Below are 20224 nucleotides of genomic sequence, written 5' to 3' on the forward strand. Positions count from 1 at the left end.
ACAGGCCCCGCTACCCTGCGGCGGGCTCTGTAGCGGCGTCGGCACGGGCGCGGTCCAGGTAGCCCTCCGACGCCAGCAGCTCGGCGTTGAGCAGGGCCCCGCCGGCCGCCCCGCGCACGGTGTTGTGCGAGAGGAGAACGAACTTGACGTCGTTGACGGGACAGTCCTGCACCCGCCCCACGGACACGGTCATTCCGCCCCCGGCCTCCACGTGCCGCTGCGGCTGGGGCGCATCGGGCGCGTCCAGCACCTGCACAAATGGGTCGGGGCGGCTCGGCAGCGACTCGGTCACGGCGGGCGCCCGGAAGGTGCGGAGCGCATCGGCGACGGCCTCGGCCTCAATGTCATCGCGGAACCGCACGGAGGCACAGGCCAGGTGCCCGTTTCGGACCGGCACGCGCGTGCACTGCGCACTCAGGGTCAGGGCCGCCGGCTCGATGCGGTCGCCGTCGAGCGTACCCAGGATCTTGCGGGGCTCCGTCGCCAGCTTCTCCTCCTCCCCGCCAATGTGGGGAATGACGTTGCCCACCGCGTCGAGCGACGGCACGCCCGGATAGCCGGCCCCGGACAACGCCTGCAGCATCGTCACCTGCACCGCCTCCAGGTCGAACGCGTCCATCAGGGGATGGAGCCCGCAGATGAGCCCCGTCGTGGAGCAGTTTGGGTTGGTGACGATGAAGCCCCCGTCCCCCCACGACTGCTCATCGATCAGGGCAAGGTGGCCGGGGTTCACCTCCGGGATGAGAAGGGGCACCCGGTCGTGCTGCCGGTAGTTTTTGGCGTTGGAGACGACCGGGACGCCCGCCCTCGCAAAGGCCTCCTCAATCTCGCCCGCCACGGAGGAGTCGAGCGCAGAAAACACGACGTCGCAGTCCATGGCCTCCGGCTCCGTCGACTGCACCTCGAGGGACGCGACGGACGGCGGAATCGGCTGTCCGCTCAGCCAGTTTGCCGCCTCGCGGTACGGACGCCCCGCCGAGCGCTCGGACGCCGCCACGGACGTGACCGTAAACCACGGATGGTCGTCGAGCAGGCGAATGAACGTCTGCCCCACGGCGCCCGTCGCCCCGAGAATGCCGACGCGGTAGTCGTGTTCGTCCATGATCTTGCAAGCCGCTCGGAGGAAGGTACGATTGATCGCTGGAGCCAACAGAGCCCTCGCGCAACTACCTGCCTGCTACCGCACGTTTTTCGAGCATGTTCCCCTGCCGGAATCCGGCCCCGCAATCGTCCCCAATTCTTCGTGTGCGGCGGTTTGCGCGTGCCCGGTCGTTTTGTAGATTGAAAGGGCCACTCCACCTTGTTCTCGCAACCCGCCTTCCCGTTCTTCCATGCCCGACGCTTCCGACGCCGACCTGCTCGACGGACAAGCCCTTTCGCAGGCCGTTCGCGACGAGGTCAAGGCCGACATCCAGGCCTGGACCGACGACCACCGTCCCCCGTTTCTCTCCGCCGTCCTCGTCGGGGACAACCCGGCGTCGAAGGCCTACGTGCGCGGCAAGGAAAAAGACGCCGCGGAGGTGGGCATCGAGACCGAAACGCACCACCTCGACGCCGACACGTCGCAGAGTGAGCTCCTCGACCTGGTGCACGACCTGAACGCCGACGCCTCGGTCGACGGCATCCTCGTACAGCTTCCCCTTCCCGACCACGTCGACGAGCGAACCGTGATCGACGCCGTGGACCCGTCGAAGGACGTGGACGGCTTCCATCCCGAAAACCTGGGCCGCTTGATGCGCGGCACCCCGCGGTACATCCCCGCCACGCCGTACGGCATCATGGAGATGCTGTCCCGCTCCGACATCGATCCGGAAAGCATGGACGCGGTGATCGTGGGGCGGTCCAACATCGTGGGCAAGCCCCTCGCCAATTTGCTCCTGCGCCGCACGGCCAACGCCACGGTGACCGTTTGCCACAGCCGAACGAAGGACCTCGCCGCCCACACCCGCCGGGCCGACCTGCTGGTCGCCGCCGCCGGCCAGGCCGCCTTCATCGACGCCGACATGGTCAAGGAGGATGCCGTCGTGATCGACGTGGGCATCAACCGGGTCGACGACCCGTCCACCGACCGCGGCTACCGGCTCGTCGGCGACGTCGACTTCGAAGGGGTCCGGCCGAAGGCCCGCCGGATCACGCCGGTGCCGGGGGGCGTCGGGCTCATGACGCGGGCGATGCTTCTGAAGAACACCCTCAAGGCGGCGCGACTGCGGGCCACGTCGGCGTAGCGCCCGCTGTTCTCTTCCATCCTGCCCTCCGGCGTCATGGTGGCTCCCCAGTCTATTCCCCAGCGGCTCCAAACACGGACGGACACCACGGCCCAGTCCGGGCCCGTCGGTGAGGCCGCCAACAGGTTCAACAACGCATTTAGTGACGGCCTCCGGCTCTTTCTGGATGGCAACTGGGAGGGACTCTACGACCACCTCACATCGGGGGCCCTGTACCTCCTGGGGCTGCTTACCGAGCGGGGCCTTCAGTCCCTCGCGGCGTTTCTGCTGTTGTACATCATCTACCGGGCGCTGTACCTCGCGTCCGAGCGCGCCCTGGATCGCAGCGACAGCATCGAGCCGGGCCTCCAGAGCCTCCTGCTGAAAACCTTCCGGGTGGCGTCGTTCTTCTTCATCGGCACGGTGGTCCTCGACCAGCTCGGGGTCAACGTCGCGGTGCTGGTCGGCGGTCTGGGCATTGCGGGAATCGTCGCCGGATTCGCGGCGCGGGACTCGCTGGAGAATTTCATCGCGGGCGTCACGGTCCTCGTCGACAAGCCGTTCCAGGTGGGCGACTACATCGAGATTGGCGACCAGTACGGACAGGTCGACGAGATTACGCTCCGCTCCACGCGCCTCCGCACGGTCCGGAACCGGACCATGGTGCTGCCCAACACGCACATGATCACGCAGGAGCTGATGAACCACACCAAGCGGAATGTGCTGCGGATCGATGTCTCCTTCGGCATCGCCTACAAGGAGGTCCCCGACGAGGCGCGGGCGGCGCTCCTCTCTCTGTTCGAAGGCGACGACCGCGTCCTAACCGAGCCGGCCCCCAGCGTGGTCGTGACGGAGATGGCGGACTCCAGCGTCAACATGGCCCTCCGCTTTTACACCCGCAACCCGGATCAGGAGGTGCCGCTGCGCTGGGAGTACACGGAGAAGGTCCGCGAAAAACTGCGCGAGGCGGACATCGAGATCCCCTTTCCCCACCGTCAACTCTTCCTCGACGAGGCGAAGACCCTCCAGGGGTCGGATCTTCTCGCCCCCGCGGACGACCCCGCAAACGGAGAGGGGCCATCGGCAGAGTGAGGGTCGACTCAGTCCCCCCGCACCGTTACCACGACGGTCCGCTCGCGGGGCTTGACGTCGCATTCGAGGTGGAAGATCTGCTGCCAGGTGCCGAGGATCGGCGCGCCGTCCCCGACCGGCACGGTGATCGACGGACTCAGCGTGGTGGCCTGGAGGTGCGAGTGGCCGTTGCCGTCGTGCCAGCGCTGCTCGTGGGCGTAGGTCTCCTCGGGCGGGAACAGCGCGTCGAGTTGTTCGGGCAGGTCCTGCTGAAGGCCCGGCTCGAACTCGATGGTGCCGACGGCCCCGGTGCTGCCGACGTTGTGCACGTGCACGAGTCCTGCGTCAATGCCGGACGCGCGGACGACCTCCGTCACCGAGGCCGTCAGGTCGTGCATATCCCGGTGCCCGTCGGTCGACAGCTCGATGCGGTCCTGGTGCGTGGCCATGAACGGGCTGAAGACGGTCCGTAGGAAACAGCACTACTCGGAGCCATCGGGGCCGGCCGACTCGTCCCAGTCCCACGTCCCGAAGGCCTCGAAGGCGTCGTGGGCCGTCATGTCGTGCTGAATCGGGGTGACGGACACGTAGCCCCGCTCGATGGCGGACAGGTCCGTCTCCGGCCCGTCGTCGAGGTTCACGAAGGTCCCGGCGAGCCAGTAGTAGGGCCGGTCGGCCGGGTCCGTCCGGCGTTCGAAGCCCTCCTCCCATCGCGACCGGGCCTGCCGGGTGAGCGCAACCCCTTCGATCTGCTCCGCCGACAGCGCCGGAACGTTCACGTTCAGGAGCACGCCCTGCGGCAGCCCCCGATCGAGCGCCCACTCCACGATGCGCCGGGCCCACTGCCCCGCCACCTCAAACTGCGGCTTCGACCATTCGCACAAGGAAATGGCCAGGGAATCCAGCCCCAGGATCGAGGCCTCGGTGGCGGCGCTCACGGTGCCCGAGTAGAGCACATTTACGGCCGTATTCGGGCCCTGGTTGATGCCACTTACCACCAGGTCGGGCGGCGCGTCGAGCAGTTCGTGGCAGGCAAGCTTGACGCTGTCGGCGGGCGTTCCGGTGACGCCCCAGGCGGGAATCGGGCCGGACGGCACCTCAAACTCCTCCCGGTGCGCACGAACCGGATCGCGGACTGTGATGGCGTGCCCCACGGCGCTCTGCTCGGTGGTGGGGGCCACGACAAACAGCTCGCCCAGCCCGTCGAGGGCCGACGCGAGCGACTGGATGCCGGGGGCGTGGATGCCGTCGTCGTTGCAGAGAAGGATGCGGGGCTCGTCGCCCGACGCAGGGCTGCTCATGGGGGTGGGGAACTTCGACTTGAAGAAGAACAGACGCCCCGCCGTCAACGCAGTTCAGCGGCACGCGCAGGGATCAGTAGCTTTCGTCCTCGTCGGGGAACGACCGGTCCCGCACGTCCGACACGTACGCGCCGATCGCGTCGATGATCGTCTCGTCGAGGCGGGCGTAGCGGCGCACGAACCGGGGCTCAAAGTCCGTCGACAGCCCGAGGGCGTCGTGGGACACCAGGACCTGCCCGTCCGTCTGGTCGCCCGCCCCGATTCCAATCGTCGGGATGGAGAGGGACGCGGTCACCTCCGCCGCCAGTTCGGCGGGGATCTTTTCCAGCACGACGGCGAAGCACCCGGCCTCTTCGAGCCGTTTGGCGTCGGCGCGAAGCTCATCGGCTTCCTCCTCGTCGCGGGCCCGCACCTGGTAGGTGCCATAGTCGTAGATGCTCTGCGGCGTCAGGCCCAGGTGGCCCATCACCGGGATGCCTGCCGTCACCATCCGCTCCACGGCCTCGACCACCGGCGCGCCCCCCTCCAGCTTCACCGCGTGGGCCCCGGCCTCCTTCATCACCCGGATGGCCGAGTCGAGGGCCTCCGTCGGGTCCCCCTGGTACGCGCCGAACGGAAGGTCGACGACCACGAGCGACCGGTCGATGCCCCGCACCACGCACTGCGCGTGGTAGATCATCTGATCGAGGGTCATCGGGAGGGTGGTCTCGTGCCCCGCCATCACGTTCGCCGCGGAGTCGCCGACAAGCAACACGTCCGCGCCGGCCCGGTCCAGGAGCCGGGCCGAGGTGTAGTCGTACGCCGTCAGTGCGGCGATCGGCACCCCTTCCTCTTTCATCTCCTGAACGGTCTTGGTGGTCACGCGCGGCACGTCCGCAACGTCCGGGGGGGAAGAGTCGGCACCCATAAGGTCATGGTGTCAAGTAGACGAGACGGTCCGCCCCGACGGCACAACGCGTCGGAGGGCCTCCGCCCGGGGCCAGACCGGTTCGCTTCACCAATCCGGCCCGCCCGGAGGGAGGGGCGCTTCGTTGAGGACCCGGGCCCTAGGGCTACTGGCCGCTCCCGCTTCCCCCAGCCGGCGGCGCATTTTGGTCCAGGGTCGGGGACGGCTCGCCGGGCGACTGCGTGAGCGAAATGCCAAGCTCCCCCGCGACGTCGCGCGTGATGTCGGCGACGCGCTCACTGGTCTCGTCCTCGTAGAGAAGGACCTGTCGACGCAGAACCATGTCGAGCTCCTGCTGGGCCGCCACCTTGTCGATCGCCCCCTGGAGCTTCTCCAGAAGGGGCTGCATCATTTTGCGACGCTTCTTCTGCATCTGCTGCTGGCGCTGCTGGGCCGCTCGCCGGAGCTCCTGCGAACGCTTCTGCAGCTCGCGCTCGCGCTCGGCGCGCGCCGAATCGTCGAGCAGCGACTGCTGCTGCTGAAACTGCTTGACCCGCTTCTGAAACTGCTGCCGCTGCTGCTGGAGTTCGCGCTGCTGCTGCTTCATTTCCTGCTGCACCTGCTGCTGTACCTCTTGCATCTCCGGCATGCTCACCAGGACGGCCTGCTGGTCGACGTACCCGATCTTCTGGGCCTGCACCGGCATCGCGGCCATCGCCACGAGGAGAAGAAGAAGTGAGAGGGACTTTGTAACTCGATTTGACATGGCCATAGGATCTGTTCCGAAAGCTTGTTTTCTGATGAATGCAACGTGTTCGTGCGAATGGGGGCTCGGTCATTGCCCCTCCGTCTGTTGCCCGGGGGTGATCCCGAGTGCCCGGAGCACCCGACGATTCAAGTTGTGGTCCTGCCGGGCGTACATGAAGAGCACCTTCTCGCTCTTGTCAAAGACGTAGTCGTACCCTTCCTCCGTGGCAACCTCCTCCGTAGCGTCGAGGATGCGCTCCTGGATGGGGCGCATGAGCTCCTGCTGCCGGGTGTAGAGCCGGCCGTCCGGCCCGAAGTATCGCTGGCGTAGCCGGTCGACCTTTTCCCGGGCCTTCTGGATGGCCGCCTGCTTCTGCCGACGCTCCTCGTCGGTGTAGAGCAGCTCCCACGCCCGGTACTCGTCCCGCAGGGCCTGTACCTGTTCCTCCTGGGCCTCGATTTCGGCGCGCCACTCGTCCTCCAACTGGTCGAGTTTCTGCTCCACGCTCGCGTATTCCGGAAGCTTCTCCAGAATGGCCTGCGAGTCGATGTACCCAATCTTCTGCTGGGCGCGTGCCTCGCCCCCCCACAGCACGCACAGCGCGGCGGCCATCACGACAACGCGGGCCAGATGCCGCGTAGGGGGGGCAAGAGCGTTCCGGACCGTGCCGCCTCCACCGCATCGCTGATCCTGCATGGCACTCGGGTCGGCAACCGGCTCTGTGTACGCGAGCGATCGTCCCTCCTCCATCCACTAGCGTCCGCCCCCGCCGAAGCCCTGCCCCAGCGAGAACTGGAAGGACCAGCCCGGGGACTCGATGTTGCTCGTTTCGAGCGAGCGGTAGGATTCAAAGTTGTATCCGTAGTTAAACTCGATCATGCCCACAATGGGAAGGAACAGCTTCACGCCCACCCCGGCCGACCGGTACAGGTCGTTGGGGGTGTACGCGTTCAGGCTGTTCCACGCATTGGCCGCGTCGAGGAACACATACGGACGCGCCTGCAGCTGCTGCGACTCGACCGCCTTCCACCGAAACTCGGAGGTGTACTTGTTCATCACCTGACCGCCCTGTGGCTGCAGGTTGCCCCCACGAGTGCGGTTGAGCGGACCGATCACGCCGCGCGGGTATCCGCGCATGAAGACCGGGTCCGTCCCGAACGTGCCGCCCTGGTAGTCGAACGGCGTCCCGCCCACCTCGAAGGTCTCGAACCGGACCGGATCGCCGGTGATGGAGCCAATGTAGCCGAAGTTGGTCCCGACGCCGAACGAGAAGTTCTCCCCAATCGGGACGTTCCAGCTCGAATTGAGCCGCCACTTGTGGTACTGAACCAGGTCGCCGATCGGCGGGGCCACCTCCACCGAGAGCGACACCTTCGACCCGGTGCGGGGGAAGGTGGGGTTGTCGACGGAATTGCGGCTCAGCGACTGCCGGAACGTGATGGACTGGTTGGTGCCGTACGGGACGCTGCCGAAGAGGGGACGCCGATTTCCGGTACTCGCGTCGCGGCCCCGATTGTCGTAAAGCTGAAATCCCACGCGCGACCCAACCATGAACTTGTCGTCGGGCCAGTTTAGCCGCTGGCGGACGAACAGGTTGGCCGAGATGTTCTGGAACCGGCCGTCGCGGATGCCACGAGAGGCGCTGCGCCCCCCGAAGACCGAGCGGGTGTACTTCGAGTACGACACCGAGCCCCCGACCGGCGTCGGGCTGCCCCCGAACCAGGGCTCCGTGAAGGAGAGCGAATAGTTCTGGTAGTAGGTGCCGTTGGTCCGCACGTTCACGCTCAGCTTCTGGCCATCGCCGGACGGAAGCGGGCGCCAGGCGTCGCCCTCGAACAGGTTCTGGGCCGAGAAATTGTTGAACTGAAATCCAAGCTGGAGGACGAGCCCGAACTGCCCGAACGTTCCGGAGAGCTGGAGCTGGTCGCTCCCCACCTCCTCGACGCTGTAGCTGACGTCCGCCTCTTTTTCTTCCTGGTCGACACTGATGTCGGGCCCGCCGGACAGGGATTCCTGACTGAAGTAGTCCAGCTGATTGAGGCGGCGAATCGACTCCTGAATCGCGCTCCGGCTGAACCGATCGCCGGGCACCGTGTACAGCTCCCGACGAATGACGTAGTCTTTGGTCTTCGTGTTGCCGGTGATGTTGACGTCGCCGAAGTTGTAGATCTCTCCCTCCCGCACGTCCATCGTAATGTCGAGCGAGTCCCCCTCTGCGACCCGTACCGTTGGCTGCACGTCCGCCCGCATGTAGCCGCGGTCCATGTAGAGGCCCAGCACCCCGCTCTGCCGCCCGCTGCCGTATAGGTTCTCGTCGAGGGCCTTGCCGTTGTACACCTCGCCCTCCGTGAGCCCCAACTGCTCGGACAGGACCCGGTCCGGATAGACGCTGTTGCCCTTCCAGTCGACCTCGCGCACATAGTACTGGTCGCCCTCCCGCACCTTCACGTCGATCCCGAGCCCGCCGTCTCCCATGTAGTATACCGAGTCCCGGACGATCTGGGCGTCGTAGTAGCCGTGCTCGCGGTACAGATCGATGACGAGATCAAGGTCGTCCTCGTAGGCGTCCCGCTTGAACTGCTCGCCCTTCCAGATGCGCCACCAGCGGTTTTCGCGCGTCTCCTCCATCGCCCCCCGCAGGTCCCCATCGTCAAATCGTTCGTTGCCGAGGAAGCGGATGCGCTCGACCTCGATCTCCTCCTTCCGATCTACGTTGAAGACCAGTCGGACGCGGTTGTCCTGGGTGCTCGTGCGCTGCACGCTGACGTCCGTCCGCAGATAGCCCTCGTCCTTGTAGAAGTTTTTGATGATCTGCTTGGCCCGCTCCACGTCGGAGGGACGAGCGGGGCTTCCCTTCAGGAGGGGAATCTGCTTCTTCAGGTCCTCACGATCCCCATCGTCGATGCCCTGTAGCTTGTAGGCGGTAAGGGTGGGCTCGGGCGTCACGTCGATGACGAGCGTCACGTTGCCCCCCGATTGGTCGGTCCGGTGGATGGAGACGTCCGAGAACGTTCGGAGGTCGTAGATGGCGCGGATGGCCTGGCTGATGGCCTGGCCGGACGGGAGCGTCACTTCCTGGCCCGCCGCCAGGCCGCTCGACTGGATGACGAACTGGCGCGTCTGCGCATCTTCCACCCCACGCACCTGGATGTCTTCAACCACGAACGTGGGGCGTGGCGCAGCCGCACTTCCCGATCCGGACGCGGGACTCGTCGTCTGTGCAGCCCCGGCAAGGGGCGCACCGACAAAGAGCACAGCGAGAACAAAAGCGGGCAGCCGTAGGCGCATGCTGATTGGGTGCTCGTTGAAGGACGTCGTTGTATGGCAATCAGCCCGGTAAAACAGGAGTCCACGCGGGCGGTTTCGGGGGAACGGATGTGCGCACTTCCTTTAACGCGCCTTCCCCGGGAATTATTCTCTCCCCCGACTAAAGACCGTCCAGGCCGGTCGCCTCCCGCTACGTCCCAGGGCCGGGATCGTCGGCGGAGGCGCACTCGATGCGGCCGAACCGTCGGTCTCGGTCCTGGTAGCTGCGAATGGACGCGTACAGCTGGGGCCGCCGAAACGCCGGCCAGAACTCGTCGGTGATGTAAAACTCCGTGTAGGCGCTCTGCCAGAGCAGGAAATTGGAGAGACGGAACTCGCCCCCCGTCCGAACCAGAAGGTCCGGGTCCGGCATGCCCGACGTGTCGAGCTGCTCCTCGAACAGGGCCGCGTCGATGTCGTCCGGCGAACACTCTCCCTCTTCGACCTTGGTGGCAAGGTCTCGGGCAGCCCGCACGATTTCCCAGCGCCCGCTGTAGGAGAGCGCGAGGGTGAGCGTCATGCGGTCGTTCTCGGCCGTGTCCCGCTTGGTCTGACGGAGGGCGTCCTGGCACGACCCGGGGAGCTCCGACAGGTCGCCGATGGTCTGCAGCCGCACCCCATTCTCCATCAGCGTGTCCCGCTCCTCCTTCACGGTCTGTACCAGGAGTTCCATCAGCGCATTGATCTCCGCGTCGGGCCGCTCCCAGTTTTCGGTGCTAAACGTGTAGAGGGTGAGGTAGTCGATGCCGAGCTCCGCGCAGGCCTCCGTCACGTCGCGGACGGACGTCACGCCCTCGTGGTGCCCCACGACCCGGGCCTCGCCCCGCTCCTGGGCCCAGCGGCCGTTCCCGTCCATGATACAGGCCACGTGGGCCGGGAGCTCTCCCCGATCCCGGAGGGCACGCTGCCGCTGCTCGTCACTGAGCTCGGCCGCTTCACACTGGGCGGATCCGTTCGCTGAGGGATGCCGAGACGATGCCATGGGACTACGTCGCTCCGTCCGAATGTACGCACGATGGGGGACGCACTCTCCCCGGTTTTGCGAAGTGCAACAGGGTGGTAACCTACGAGGCGCCATCTCGAAGGTCAACGGCCCCGCCTACGCATTTTGTGTCAACCGCCCTCCCGGAGCCCCCCCGGCCCCTGGACTACAGCCGTAGAATGTCGTTAAAGATGAGGAACGCCATGAACCCAATCAGCAAAATCATCCCCACCTGCTGGGCCACGAGCCGCACCCGCACGGAGGGGCGGCGGCGCGTGACCGCCTCGTAGAGCAGGAACAACAGCTGCCCGCCGTCCAGCGCCGGGATGGGGAGGATGTTCATGATGGCCAGCGTGATCGAGAGCGCCGCGATGAGCCGCCAGTACGCAGTGGCCCCCGCCGCCGCTGCCTCGCTGGTCACGTCCGCGATCATCACCGGCCCACCGAGGCTGTCGGTCAGGCTGTCGCGCCCCTCGGCAATCCGCTTCAGGGTAACGACGATGTTGCGGCCGTAGGTCCAGGTGTCCACGGCCCCTGCCTTCAGCGCGGCCAGGGGGCCGTACGTCACGGTCCGGATCCCAAACTCGTCGAACAGGGCCTGCCGCGTCACCGAGCTCGCCCTGGGACTCCGAACCCCGAGGAGGTACCGCTCCCGCTTCGAATCGTAGCGGGCGGCGACCGAGTCCGCAAACACGACGCCTTGACTGGTGCGCCGAACGACTCGTGGCGACCGCGACCGGTCCGACTCCCCAACGAGGGAGTCTGGACGAAACCACCGCATCGCCACCCGCGCCCCCTCTGCCTGCTGCAGACGTGCACTCATTTCCCGCCAGAACCGCACCGTATCGCTCTGGAGGGCATAGATCCGGTCTCCCGTCTGCAGCCCCACCGAGTCGGCCGGGCTGCCGGCCTCCACGGCCCCAATGAGCGCAGGCTGAAACCCGAGCCCAAAGCCCTGCTCGTTGCTTCGGGCGCGGCTCAACCGCGAGATGAAGTTGGGGGGGCCGGTGATGGTCTGTCGCTCTCCGTCCCGGACGACGGTGATGGTCAGCGTGTCCGCCGCAATGAGCGACGACGGCTCCACCTGCCGGAAGCGCTCAAAATCGCTGCCGTTCACCCGGACGATGCGGTCCCCCGTTCGCAGTCCCAAATCGTGGGCGACCGATCCCTCTTCCACGTACACCTGCTCCACGTTCTCCGCGGGGATGTAGGTATCGCCCTCGCTCCAGCTTAGCCCACCGAAGATCACGATGGCCAGGATGGCGTTGAATATCACCCCAGCACTGATCACAATGATGCGCTGCCAGACGGGCTTTCCCCGAAACTCCCACGGCTCGGGGTCGGTCTCCACGTGGTCGGTGTCGAGGCTCTCGTCGATCATGCCGCTGATTTTCACGTAGCCGCCCAGCGGCGTGGCCCCCACTGCGTACTCGGTGTCTCCGTACGTCCGCCCGAACAGCGTCGGCGGAAACCCGATCGAGAAGCGCTCGACCCGCATGTCGAAGTACTTGGCCGTCAGGAAGTGGCCCAGCTCGTGGACGAACACCAGGATGGTGAGTGCGAGGAGCACCCAGAGGGTGGACGTGAGAACGCTGACTACAAGCTCCATACAGCAGCAGTGAGGACCGGGAGGCCAGTACGCCTCAGTGGAAAGGCAGCGACGGATTCATCCTGTCGTTCAATTTGATGTCGGTAAGGGGAGTTCCTCGACCCGCCGGCGGGCCTCCGTGTCCGCCGCCACCAGATCGTCCAGGGTGGGACTGGCCTGCACGGGGAGCTGCTCAAGCACCCGTTCAACGGCACGGGGAATGTCCAGGAAGCCCAGTTGGCCCTCCAGAAAGCGCCCCACGGCCGCCTCGTTGGCGGCGTTCAGGAGGGCCGGGGCCGTGCCCCCCGCCTCCAGGGCGTCGTAGGCGAGCCGCAGGCACGGAAATTTCTCCAGGTCCGGCCGCTCGAAGTCGAGGCGCGAGAGTTCGTCCCAGTCCAGTCGCTCGTGGGACGCGGGCCAGCGGGACGGGTAGCTCAGCGCGTACTGAATGGGCACCTTCATGTCCGGGACGCCGAGCTGCGCCTTCACGGCCCCGTCGGCAAACGACACCATCGAGTGCACGATGGACTGCGGGTGGACGAGCACCTGAATGCGGTCGACCGGCACGTCGAACAGCCACTTCGCCTCAATCACCTCCAGCCCCTTGTTCATCATGGTGGCGGAGTCGACCGTGATTTTCGCCCCCATCGACCAGTTCGGATGGTCGAGGGCCTCCTCCACCGTAATGTCGCCGAAGGTGTCGGCCGGGCGGTCCCAGAACGGCCCGCCGGACGCGGTCAGCACGAGCTCCTCGACCGCCCGCTCGGACTCGCCCGCCAGGCACTGAAAAATTGCCGAGTGCTCGCTGTCGACGGGCAGTAGCTGCCCGCCTCCGTCCGCCACGGCCTGCGTGACCAGCGCGCCCCCCACGACCAACGTTTCTTTGTTGGCGAGGGCGACCTGCTTCCCCGCCCGCACCGCCCTCAGGATGGGCCGGAGCCCCGCAAAGCCGACCACCGCCCCCAGCACCACGTCCACGTCCGACCGCGTGGCCGCCTCGCAGAGCCCCTCCGTCCCCACGAGGACCCGCACGTCCGGCGCGTCCGCCGGCAGCGTTTTCTTGAACGCCTCGGCGCTCTCGGCGGACCCGACGGCCACGCACTCGGGACGGAACTCTTGAACCTGCGCGGCAAGGCGCTCCACATTCTGGCGACAGGTGAGCACCCGCACGTCGAACCGGTCCGGAAAGAGCCGGACGACCTCAAGTGTCTGGGTGCCAATCGATCCGGTCGCCCCGAGCAGGGCGAGCCGTCGCGGCTCCGAGGCCGACGTTCCGTTCTGGGAGACTGCGTCCATGAGATTGTGCCACACTAAACGAGCAAAAAGTCGAACCTGCCGCGTCGCCGGTCGCCGCGTCGCGAGGTCAGCCCGGGCACGGAAACGTCCGTCTCGGGCGCGCCGTAGGGTACCACTGTCTACCAACGGGACGCCCCCGTCCGCTGGACGTACCGGATTTCCCCGCACGCCTTCTCCCCCGCCGTGACCCGTCCCCTACTGCCACGGTCCCTTTCCGCCGAAGGCATGCGCTGCCTGCCGATCGTGCTCGCCCTCGGGCTCCTGCTCGGGCCCGTGGCCGGCCCCGCCCACGCCCAGCGGTCCGACAGCACGCAACTGAGGAAATTCCAGCGGGCCAACGAGTTCCTCCGTGCCGACCGGCCCGAACGCGCCCTTCCCCTGCTGGAGTCACTTTACTCCAACGCCCCGGAGAACGCGGCGTTCTACCGAAAGCTGAAGCAGGCCTACGAGAGCCTCAAGCGCTACCGCGACGCCCTCCGGCTGGTGGAGGAGCGCATCGGCTCCCCCCCGACCGTTTCCCGCCTCGCCGAGAAAGCCCGTCTTCAGTACCAGAAGGGCGAGGGGGAGGCCGCCGATGCCACGTGGGATCGGGCGCTCGCACTCGCCCCCAACGAGCCCCAGACGTACCGAACCGTCTACAACACCCTGGCCGAGCTTCGCCAGTTCCGCAAGGCCATCGCGGTCCTCCAGGAGGGGCGCGCCGCCCTCGACCAGCCCGACGCGTTCCGGACCGAGCTCGCCCACCTGTACGGCCTGGACGGCCAGTTTGAGGCCGCCATGCAGGAGTACGTCGCGTTTCTCGCCGAGGCCCCCAACCGCCTCAACTACGTTCGGAGCCGCCTTCGGACGTTTGTCGAACAGGGGCAGGGCATTGCGGCCAGCATCCAGGTGCTCCAGCAGACGGTTCAGGAGAATCCCCTGAACGAGGCCTACCGGACGCTCCTCGCGTGGCTGCACACGGAGCAGGACGACTACGCGGCGGCGTTCGACGAGTACCGGGCCCTGGACCGTCTCGGGGACCGCCAGGGGCAGATCCTCTTCGGGTTCGCCCGCCGGGCCGCCGACGCGCAACGCTACGGCGTGGCCACTCGGGCCTGCGAGGCCATCCAGGAGCAGTATCCGCGGTCGGGCGTCGCCCCGGAGGCGCAGAAGCTCCGGGGCGACCTCTACCGCCGCTGGGCCGACCAGGGGGCCGACTCCACCACGGCCGCCCAAGACTCTGTCCGGTACGCCCGAGCCCGGACGGCCTACAAAACGTTCCTTCGCGAGAACCCGGGGCACGCGGATTATCCGGCAGCCCTTCTCCGGCTCGGGACGCTCCAGATCGACGCCTACCGCAACCTGGACGATGCCCAGGAGACCCTCAGCCAGCTCGTCTCGAATCACCCAGAAACCACGGCCGCCGAGGAGGGCCAGTATCAACGGGGCCGCATTGCGGTCCTTCGGGACTCGCTGGACCGCGCCCGTCTTCTCTTTTCCCGCCTGGCCGCCAACGCGCAGTCGAGCGACCTCGCCGACCAGGCCCAGTACGAACTGGCGCTCCTGCACTTTTACCAGGGGGAGTTCGACGCTACGGCGGCCCGGGCCGCCTCCATCAGCGAAAACCCATCGGCGGACGTGGCCAACGACGCCATTGCGCTGAAAACCCTCTTGCAGGAGGCCCGCGGCCCCGACTCGCTCGACACGCCCCTTCGTACCTTCGCTCGCGTTCGGCTCCACGAGCGGCAGCACGCCTACGGCCGCGCGCTCGACTCGCTCGATGCCCTCCTGCGGCGGCACCCGCGGCACCCGCTCGCCGACGACGCTCGGTTCCGGCGGGCCAACATCCACCTCGCCCGCCACGACACCTCGGCGGCCCTTACGGCGTTTCGGGCCGTGCCGGAGCGGCACCCGCGCAGTCCCTTCGCCGACCGCAGTCTGTTCCGGAGCGCGTCGCTCCTCGAGGCAAATGGCCGCCCCGCGGCGGCCGTCGAGACCTACGACCGCCTCTTGTCGGAATACCCCACGTCCCTCCTCGCGGGGGATGCCCGGAGCCGCCTTCGTGTCCTCCGCCGGTCCCAGGGCTGACGCCTCGCCCGTTGCTCCCGAAACGCCTTTGCCCAACCCGCTTCCTCTACGATGCGCCTCCGGTCCGTTTTTGCCCTTGCCGCTGCGTTCGTGGTCTGCGTCGTCACCACGCCCCTGGCCGCGGCGCAGGACCTGCTCATCCCGATGGACGACCAGCAGGAGAACCACCTGAAGGCCTACGGGGCCGTCTACGCGGCGCTCCAGGACGGCCGGACGGTCGACTGGCTCCTCAATCACCGCGGCGGGGCGTTCCTCGCCGAGGCCAGCGACGCCGTTCGTCAGGAGCTGCAGGTCCGCGGCGTCACCTTCACGCCCGTGAGCGCCGGGCGGGCGTCGAAGATTATCGCGGAGGTGGAGGCCGACGGCAGCAACAAGTCCGTCGTGCCCCTCGAGAAGGCCCCCGAGATTGCCGTGTACGCGCCGGACGGGGCCGTGCCGTGGGACGACGCCGTGCGCCTGGCCCTGGAGTACGCCGAGGTGCCCCACGACGTGATCTACGACGAGGAGGTGCTCAACGGCGACCTCGCGTCCTACGACTGGTTGCACCTCCACCACGAGGACTTCACCGGCCAGTTCGGCAAGTTCATCCGCTACCGCAACGAGCCCTGGTACATCCAAAAACAGAACAGGGCCGAAGCGGCGGCCGAGGAGTTTGGGTTCCGCAAGGTGAGCCAGCTGAAGCTGGCCGTGGCCGAGCGCCTCAAGCAGTACGTCGCACAGGGCGGCTTCCTGTTCTCGATGTGCTCCGGCACCGAGACCTTCGACATCGCTCTCGCCGCCCACCAGACCGACATCGTGCCCGAGGAGTACGACGGGGACCCGGTGGACCCGAACGCGCTGGACCAGCTCGACTTCAGCAACACGCTCGCCTTCCGCGATTTCACCCCCAACCTCAACGCCCGCGAGTACGAGCACTCCACCATTGACGTGGGCCCGCCGCCCCCGGAGATGCGGGACCCCTCGCTGGACTACTTTACCCTCTTTGAGTTCAGCGCCAAGTGGGACCCGGTCCCCAGCATGCTCACGCAGAATCACGTGGCGACCGTCAAGGGGTTCGTGGGGCAGGCCACGGCCTTCAACGAGGACGTGTTGAAGGAGGACGTGGTGGTTCTCGGGGAGGCCCCCGACCGCCCACAGGTGCGGTACATTCACGGCACGCACGGGCAGGGCACGTTCACCTTCTACAGCGGCCACGACCCGGAAGACTACCAGCACTTCGTGGGGGACCCGCCCACCGATTTGTCGCTGCACCCCAAGTCGCCCGGCTACCGGCTTATTCTGAACAACATCCTCTTCCCCGCCGCCAAGAAAAAGAAACAGAAGACCTGACGTCCGCGGCGCGTCGCCTCCGTTCGCCGTTTCTCCTTCGCCTCCCCCTCTATGAGTTCGCCCCGTTCCCCCAAACCGGTCTCGGCCTCCAAGTGCAAGATGACCGAGATCGTCCTCCCCAACGACACGAATGGCCTCGGCAACATGATGGGCGGCCGACTGCTGCACCTGATGGACAAGTGTGCGGCCATCTCCGCCCAGCGACACGCCAATCGCGTCTGCGTGACCGCCGCCGTGGATAGCGTCGAGTTTCAGTCGGCCATCCAGGAGGGCGAGGTGGTCGTGATTGAGAGCCACGTCAATCGGGCCTTCCGGACGTCGATGGAGGTGGAGCTTAACGTCTGGGCCGAAAACCCGCTCGAAGAGACGCACCGGACGTGCAACCGCGCCTTCTACACGTACGTGGCCCTGGACGAGGACGGCGGCACGGTGCCCGTCCCGGACGTGTCCCCCAGCACGGAGCAGGAGCAGGACCGCTACGAGGCCGCCGCCAAGCGCCGCGACATTCGCCTCGTGCTCGCCGGGCGCAAGGACCTCGAGGACGCGGCGAGCCTCAAGGAAGACATGCTGACGGCACTACAGCACTCGACGGATGCCCCTGCGTGAACCGACCGGCGCTGCAACGGGGCCCCGTCCGGCCCGAGCACTGGCCCTCATGCTTGTCCTGGCCCTGTTGATTGCCACCGCTTCTCCGGCCGTGGCCCAGCGACAGCCCGGGGCCCTGGGCGCCGGGTTCCAGGTCGGTCGCCCCGGCGGGCTGGCCCTCAAGTGGTACCGCTCGTCCCCCGTCGCGTACGACGGGATCGTCAGCACCGACGGCGACGACTTCGTCGTCGGCCACGTGCACCGGCTCTGGGAGCGCCCCCTTCCCGGTTCCCCCCTTCACCTCTTCGCGGGCCCCGGCGTGGTCGTCGGCCCGTCCCGGCTCGCACAATCCCCCCGTCTGCGCCTCGGCCTGAGTGGGGAGGTTGGACTCAATTTTTACGCCGAACGCTTCGAGGTCTTCTTGCATGTGACGCCCGTCCTCCGGTTTTTGCCCAGTACCCAGGCGTCGATTGACGCCAATGCCGGCCTCCGCTACTACCTCCGCTCCCCTTGATCCCCCGGCGTCCCGCAACTGCCCCCTATGCTGTTCAACCGCGTTCTCATTACCGGCGCCAACGGACTGCTCGGGCAGGCCCTGGTCCATCGCCTCAGCCAAAACCGCGAGTACGACGTGCTCGCGACCGCTCGGGACGACGCCCCCCGGTTCGAAGACGGGTCGTGTGGCTACGCCCCGCTCGACGTGACGCAGCCGGACGACGTGGCCCAAATCTTCGAGGACTTTACCCCCAACGTGGTCGTAAACTGCGCCGCGATGACCGACGTGGGCCGGTGCGACGAGCACCGAAGCGAGGCGTGGGCCGTCAATGCGCGTGCCGTCAAAACACTGGCGAAGCACTGCCGCACCAGCGGAGCCCGCCTCGTGCAGGTCTCTACCGACTTCGTCTTTAACGGCAAACGCGGCCCCTACGACGAACAGGCCCGCCCCGACCCCGTCAACTACTACGGGCGCACCAAGCTGGCGGGCGAAAACGCCGTGCGGGAGGCCGGGCGCGCCAACTGGGCCATCGTGCGCACCGTCCTGCTCTACGGCACGGGCCGGGACCTCCGCCGCTCGAACATCGTCCTCTGGGTTGCCGACCAGCTGTCTCAGGGGGAGTCCCTCCACATCGTCGACGACCAGCATCGCACCCCTACGCACGTCGACGACCTGGCCGACGGCATCGAGCGCCTGCTTCACCACGAGGCGACCGGCATCTACCACGTGTCCGGGGCCGACATGGTCTCGGTCTACGAGCTGGCCGGTGCCGTGGCGCAGGAATTTGGGCTCGACGCCTCCCTGGTCGAGCCCGTGCCGAGCAGCTTCTTCGAGGACGCCGTGGAACGCCCCCCGCGCACCGGCTTCGTCATCGACAAGGCCCGGGACGAACTCGACTACGACCCACGCCCGCTCGACGCCGGCCTCCGCGACGTGCAGGAGTCCCTGCAGGGCTTCTCCGGCTCGTAACCTGTATCGTTTCCCTCGTCCGTTCCACTCTGGACCCCGCACTCTCATGCTCGACCTCGACACCGTCCGCAACGATCCCCGCCGCGTCAAGGAGGCCCTCCGGGCCAAAGGCATCGGCTCGCCCGACCTCGTCGACACGCTCCTCGAGATCGACGAGACGCGCCGGTCTGCCATCACGGAGCTGCAAGACGTGCAGTCTCGTCAGAACGAGCTCTCGCAGCAAATCGGGGCCTTGAAGCGAGAGGGCAAGGACGAGGAGGCGGAGGCGATTATTGAAAAGACCGGCCGGATGAAGGAGAAGATCAATCGCCTGAAGGAGGAGGTGCAGGAGGCGGAGGCCCGGCAGGAGGAGCTCGTGCTGGAGCTTCCCAACATTCCGCACCCGAGCGTTCCGGTCGGGGCGGACGAGGACGACAACGAGGTCGAGGCGACGGTCGGCGAGATGCCCGCGTTCGACTTCGACCCGGCGCCGCACTGGGAGCTGGCCGACCGGCATAATCTCGTGGACCTGGAGCGGGGCGCCAAGGTGGCGGGAAGCGGGTTCCCGTTTTACCTCGGCAAGGGGGCTCGGCTCCAGCGGGCCCTCCTCAACTTCTTCCTGGACCGCGCCCGGGAGCGCGGATACACCGAAATGCAGGCCCCGCTCTTCGTCAACCCGGAGAGCGCAAAGGGCACCGGTCAGATTCCGGACAAGGACGCTCTGATGTACGAGATTCCGCGCGACGACTTTTACCCCATCCCCACCGCCGAGGTGCCCGTCACCAACTTTCACCGGGACGAGATCCTCGCGGCCGACGACCTGCCCCGTCGGTACTGCACCTACTCGCCCTGCTGGCGGCGCGAGGCCGGCAGCTACGGCTCGGACGTGCGCGGCCTCAACCGCCTGCACCAGTTCGACAAGGTCGAGCTCGTGCGGATCGTGCCCCCCGACGAGAGCTACCGCGCGCTCGACGCGCTTCTGGAGGACGCCGAAAGCGCCCTCGACGCCCTCGACCTTCCCTACCGCCGCCTCCTCATGTGCACCGGCGACATGGGCTTCACGCAGGCCAAGGTATACGACCTGGAGGTGTGGAGCGCGGCGCAAGAACGCTGGCTGGAAGTGTCCTCCGTCTCCAACTTCGAGGCCTTTCAGGCCCGCCGCGCACAGATCCGCTACCGGCTCGAGCCGGAGGCCAAGCCCGAACTCGTCCACACCCTCAACGGAAGCGGCCTCGCCTTTCCCCGCATCGTAGCGGCCCTCCTCGAAAACAACCAGCAGCCCGACGGCTCCATCGAACTGCCGGAGGCGCTCCACCCCTACACCGGGTTTGCCCGAATCGGGGCAGAAGCGTGATGCGGGACGCGTGTCTCGTGATGCGTGATGCGTGACGGGGCCCCGAGGACCAACTCCCGCTCT

18 protein-coding genes are annotated in these 20224 nt (G+C 67.1%); 8 read left to right on the forward strand and 10 right to left on the reverse strand.

Annotated elements, in window-relative coordinates; genetic code table 11:
- Positions 1-10 precede the first annotated feature (10 nt).
- Positions 11-1102 (reverse strand): aspartate-semialdehyde dehydrogenase, encoded by a 1092-nt coding sequence (gene asd / locus SRU_RS09690; protein ID WP_011404575.1) that lies wholly within the window; start codon positions 1100-1102, stop codon positions 11-13.
- A 229-nt stretch (positions 1103-1331) separates the two neighbouring features.
- Here asd and folD point away from each other — a divergent pair, with 229 nt between their 5' ends.
- Both folD and SRU_RS09700 read left to right on the forward strand, forming a co-directional pair.
- A complete protein-coding gene (gene folD, locus SRU_RS09695; RefSeq protein WP_011404576.1) occupies positions 1332-2225 on the forward strand; it encodes a bifunctional methylenetetrahydrofolate dehydrogenase/methenyltetrahydrofolate cyclohydrolase FolD in 894 nt (297 codons plus the stop codon).
- 36 nt (positions 2226-2261) lie between these two features.
- Positions 2262-3296, forward strand: coding sequence for a mechanosensitive ion channel family protein (locus SRU_RS09700; RefSeq protein ID WP_011404577.1), 1035 nt, complete (start codon positions 2262-2264; stop codon positions 3294-3296).
- A gap of 8 nt (positions 3297-3304) precedes the next feature.
- On the opposite strand, the gene SRU_RS09705 is transcribed toward SRU_RS09700, so the two are convergent.
- From SRU_RS09705 to SRU_RS09745, 9 genes are all read right to left on the reverse strand, one after another.
- Positions 3305-3724, reverse strand: a complete 420-nt coding sequence (locus SRU_RS09705; RefSeq protein WP_011404578.1) for a secondary thiamine-phosphate synthase enzyme YjbQ — start codon at positions 3722-3724, stop codon at positions 3305-3307.
- Between the two features lie 33 nt (positions 3725-3757).
- Positions 3758-4576, reverse strand: a complete 819-nt coding sequence (gene surE, locus SRU_RS09710) for a 5'/3'-nucleotidase SurE (protein ID WP_011404579.1) — start codon at positions 4574-4576, stop codon at positions 3758-3760.
- 73 nt (positions 4577-4649) lie between these two features.
- Positions 4650-5483, reverse strand: a complete 834-nt coding sequence (panB, locus tag SRU_RS09715; RefSeq protein ID WP_013062269.1) for a 3-methyl-2-oxobutanoate hydroxymethyltransferase — start codon at positions 5481-5483, stop codon at positions 4650-4652.
- Between the two features lie 145 nt (positions 5484-5628).
- Positions 5629-6228, reverse strand: coding sequence for an OmpH family outer membrane protein (locus tag SRU_RS09720; protein WP_162713382.1), 600 nt, complete (start codon positions 6226-6228; stop codon positions 5629-5631).
- Positions 6229-6297: 69 nt separating this feature from the next.
- The gene (locus SRU_RS09725) at positions 6298-6906 is read right to left on the reverse strand and encodes an OmpH family outer membrane protein (RefSeq protein WP_011404582.1); all 609 of its coding nucleotides are present in this window, start codon (positions 6904-6906) and stop codon (positions 6298-6300) included.
- A 57-nt stretch (positions 6907-6963) separates the two neighbouring features.
- Positions 6964-9372 (reverse strand): outer membrane protein assembly factor BamA, encoded by a 2409-nt coding sequence (gene bamA / locus SRU_RS09730; protein WP_237701704.1) that lies wholly within the window; start codon positions 9370-9372, stop codon positions 6964-6966.
- Between the two features lie 295 nt (positions 9373-9667).
- Positions 9668-10594: an isoprenyl transferase gene (locus SRU_RS09735; protein WP_011404584.1), complete on the reverse strand. Its 927-nt coding sequence runs from the start codon at positions 10592-10594 to the stop codon at positions 9668-9670.
- Between the two features lie 70 nt (positions 10595-10664).
- Complete coding sequence (rseP, locus tag SRU_RS09740; protein ID WP_011404585.1) at positions 10665-12107, reverse strand: RIP metalloprotease RseP; 1443 nt, start codon at positions 12105-12107, stop codon at positions 10665-10667.
- Between the two features lie 69 nt (positions 12108-12176).
- A complete protein-coding gene (locus tag SRU_RS09745) occupies positions 12177-13382 on the reverse strand; it encodes a 1-deoxy-D-xylulose-5-phosphate reductoisomerase (RefSeq protein WP_011404586.1) in 1206 nt (401 codons plus the stop codon).
- 225 nt (positions 13383-13607) lie between these two features.
- Here SRU_RS09745 and SRU_RS09750 point away from each other — a divergent pair, with 225 nt between their 5' ends.
- From SRU_RS09750 to serS, 6 genes are read left to right on the forward strand one after another with little or no spacing between them, the layout of a single operon-like run.
- Positions 13608-15449 carry a tetratricopeptide repeat protein gene (locus tag SRU_RS09750; RefSeq protein ID WP_237701706.1) on the forward strand — a complete coding sequence of 614 codons (1842 nt, stop codon included), beginning with the start codon at positions 13608-13610 and terminating at the stop codon, positions 15447-15449.
- Between the two features lie 51 nt (positions 15450-15500).
- Positions 15501-16778, forward strand: a complete 1278-nt coding sequence (locus SRU_RS09755; RefSeq protein WP_011404588.1) for a hypothetical protein — start codon at positions 15501-15503, stop codon at positions 16776-16778.
- Positions 16779-16829: 51 nt separating this feature from the next.
- Positions 16830-17384 (forward strand): acyl-CoA thioesterase, encoded by a 555-nt coding sequence (locus tag SRU_RS09760; protein WP_011404589.1) that lies wholly within the window; start codon positions 16830-16832, stop codon positions 17382-17384.
- A 49-nt stretch (positions 17385-17433) separates the two neighbouring features.
- Positions 17434-17877, forward strand: a complete 444-nt coding sequence (locus SRU_RS09765; protein ID WP_011404590.1) for an RNA polymerase subunit sigma-54 — start codon at positions 17434-17436, stop codon at positions 17875-17877.
- A gap of 27 nt (positions 17878-17904) precedes the next feature.
- Positions 17905-18828 carry a dTDP-4-dehydrorhamnose reductase gene (rfbD, locus tag SRU_RS09770; RefSeq protein ID WP_011404591.1) on the forward strand — a complete coding sequence of 308 codons (924 nt, stop codon included), beginning with the start codon at positions 17905-17907 and terminating at the stop codon, positions 18826-18828.
- Between the two features lie 46 nt (positions 18829-18874).
- A complete protein-coding gene (serS, locus tag SRU_RS09775; protein ID WP_011404592.1) occupies positions 18875-20161 on the forward strand; it encodes a serine--tRNA ligase in 1287 nt (428 codons plus the stop codon).
- The last annotated feature ends 63 nt before the right edge of the window (positions 20162-20224 follow it).

Source organism: Salinibacter ruber DSM 13855 (assembly GCF_000013045.1).
GTDB classification, from domain to species: domain Bacteria; phylum Bacteroidota; class Rhodothermia; order Rhodothermales; family Salinibacteraceae; genus Salinibacter; species Salinibacter ruber.

Bases quoted from the DNA above. Each gene is read 5' to 3' on its own strand.
- asd (WP_011404575.1), bottom strand. From the start codon at position 1,102: ATGGACGAACACGACTACCGCGTCGGCATTCTCGGGGCGACGGGCGCC.
- folD (WP_011404576.1), top strand. From the start codon at position 1,332: ATGCCCGACGCTTCCGACGCCGACCTGCTCGACGGACAAGCCCTTTCG.
- SRU_RS09700 (WP_011404577.1), top strand. From the start codon at position 2,262: ATGGTGGCTCCCCAGTCTATTCCCCAGCGGCTCCAAACACGGACGGAC.
- SRU_RS09705 (WP_011404578.1), bottom strand. From the start codon at position 3,724: ATGGCCACGCACCAGGACCGCATCGAGCTGTCGACCGACGGGCACCGG.
- surE (WP_011404579.1), bottom strand. From the start codon at position 4,576: ATGAGCAGCCCTGCGTCGGGCGACGAGCCCCGCATCCTTCTCTGCAAC.
- panB (WP_013062269.1), bottom strand. From the start codon at position 5,483: ATGGGTGCCGACTCTTCCCCCCCGGACGTTGCGGACGTGCCGCGCGTG.
- SRU_RS09720 (WP_162713382.1), bottom strand. From the start codon at position 6,228: ATGTCAAATCGAGTTACAAAGTCCCTCTCACTTCTTCTTCTCCTCGTG.
- SRU_RS09725 (WP_011404582.1), bottom strand. From the start codon at position 6,906: ATGCAGGATCAGCGATGCGGTGGAGGCGGCACGGTCCGGAACGCTCTT.
- SRU_RS09735 (WP_011404584.1), bottom strand. From the start codon at position 10,594: ATGGCGCCTCGTAGGTTACCACCCTGTTGCACTTCGCAAAACCGGGGA.
- rseP (WP_011404585.1), bottom strand. From the start codon at position 12,107: ATGGAGCTTGTAGTCAGCGTTCTCACGTCCACCCTCTGGGTGCTCCTC.
- SRU_RS09745 (WP_011404586.1), bottom strand. From the start codon at position 13,382: ATGGACGCAGTCTCCCAGAACGGAACGTCGGCCTCGGAGCCGCGACGG.
- SRU_RS09750 (WP_237701706.1), top strand. From the start codon at position 13,608: ATGCGCTGCCTGCCGATCGTGCTCGCCCTCGGGCTCCTGCTCGGGCCC.
- SRU_RS09755 (WP_011404588.1), top strand. From the start codon at position 15,501: ATGCGCCTCCGGTCCGTTTTTGCCCTTGCCGCTGCGTTCGTGGTCTGC.
- SRU_RS09760 (WP_011404589.1), top strand. From the start codon at position 16,830: ATGAGTTCGCCCCGTTCCCCCAAACCGGTCTCGGCCTCCAAGTGCAAG.
- SRU_RS09765 (WP_011404590.1), top strand. From the start codon at position 17,434: ATGCTTGTCCTGGCCCTGTTGATTGCCACCGCTTCTCCGGCCGTGGCC.
- rfbD (WP_011404591.1), top strand. From the start codon at position 17,905: ATGCTGTTCAACCGCGTTCTCATTACCGGCGCCAACGGACTGCTCGGG.
- serS (WP_011404592.1), top strand. From the start codon at position 18,875: ATGCTCGACCTCGACACCGTCCGCAACGATCCCCGCCGCGTCAAGGAG.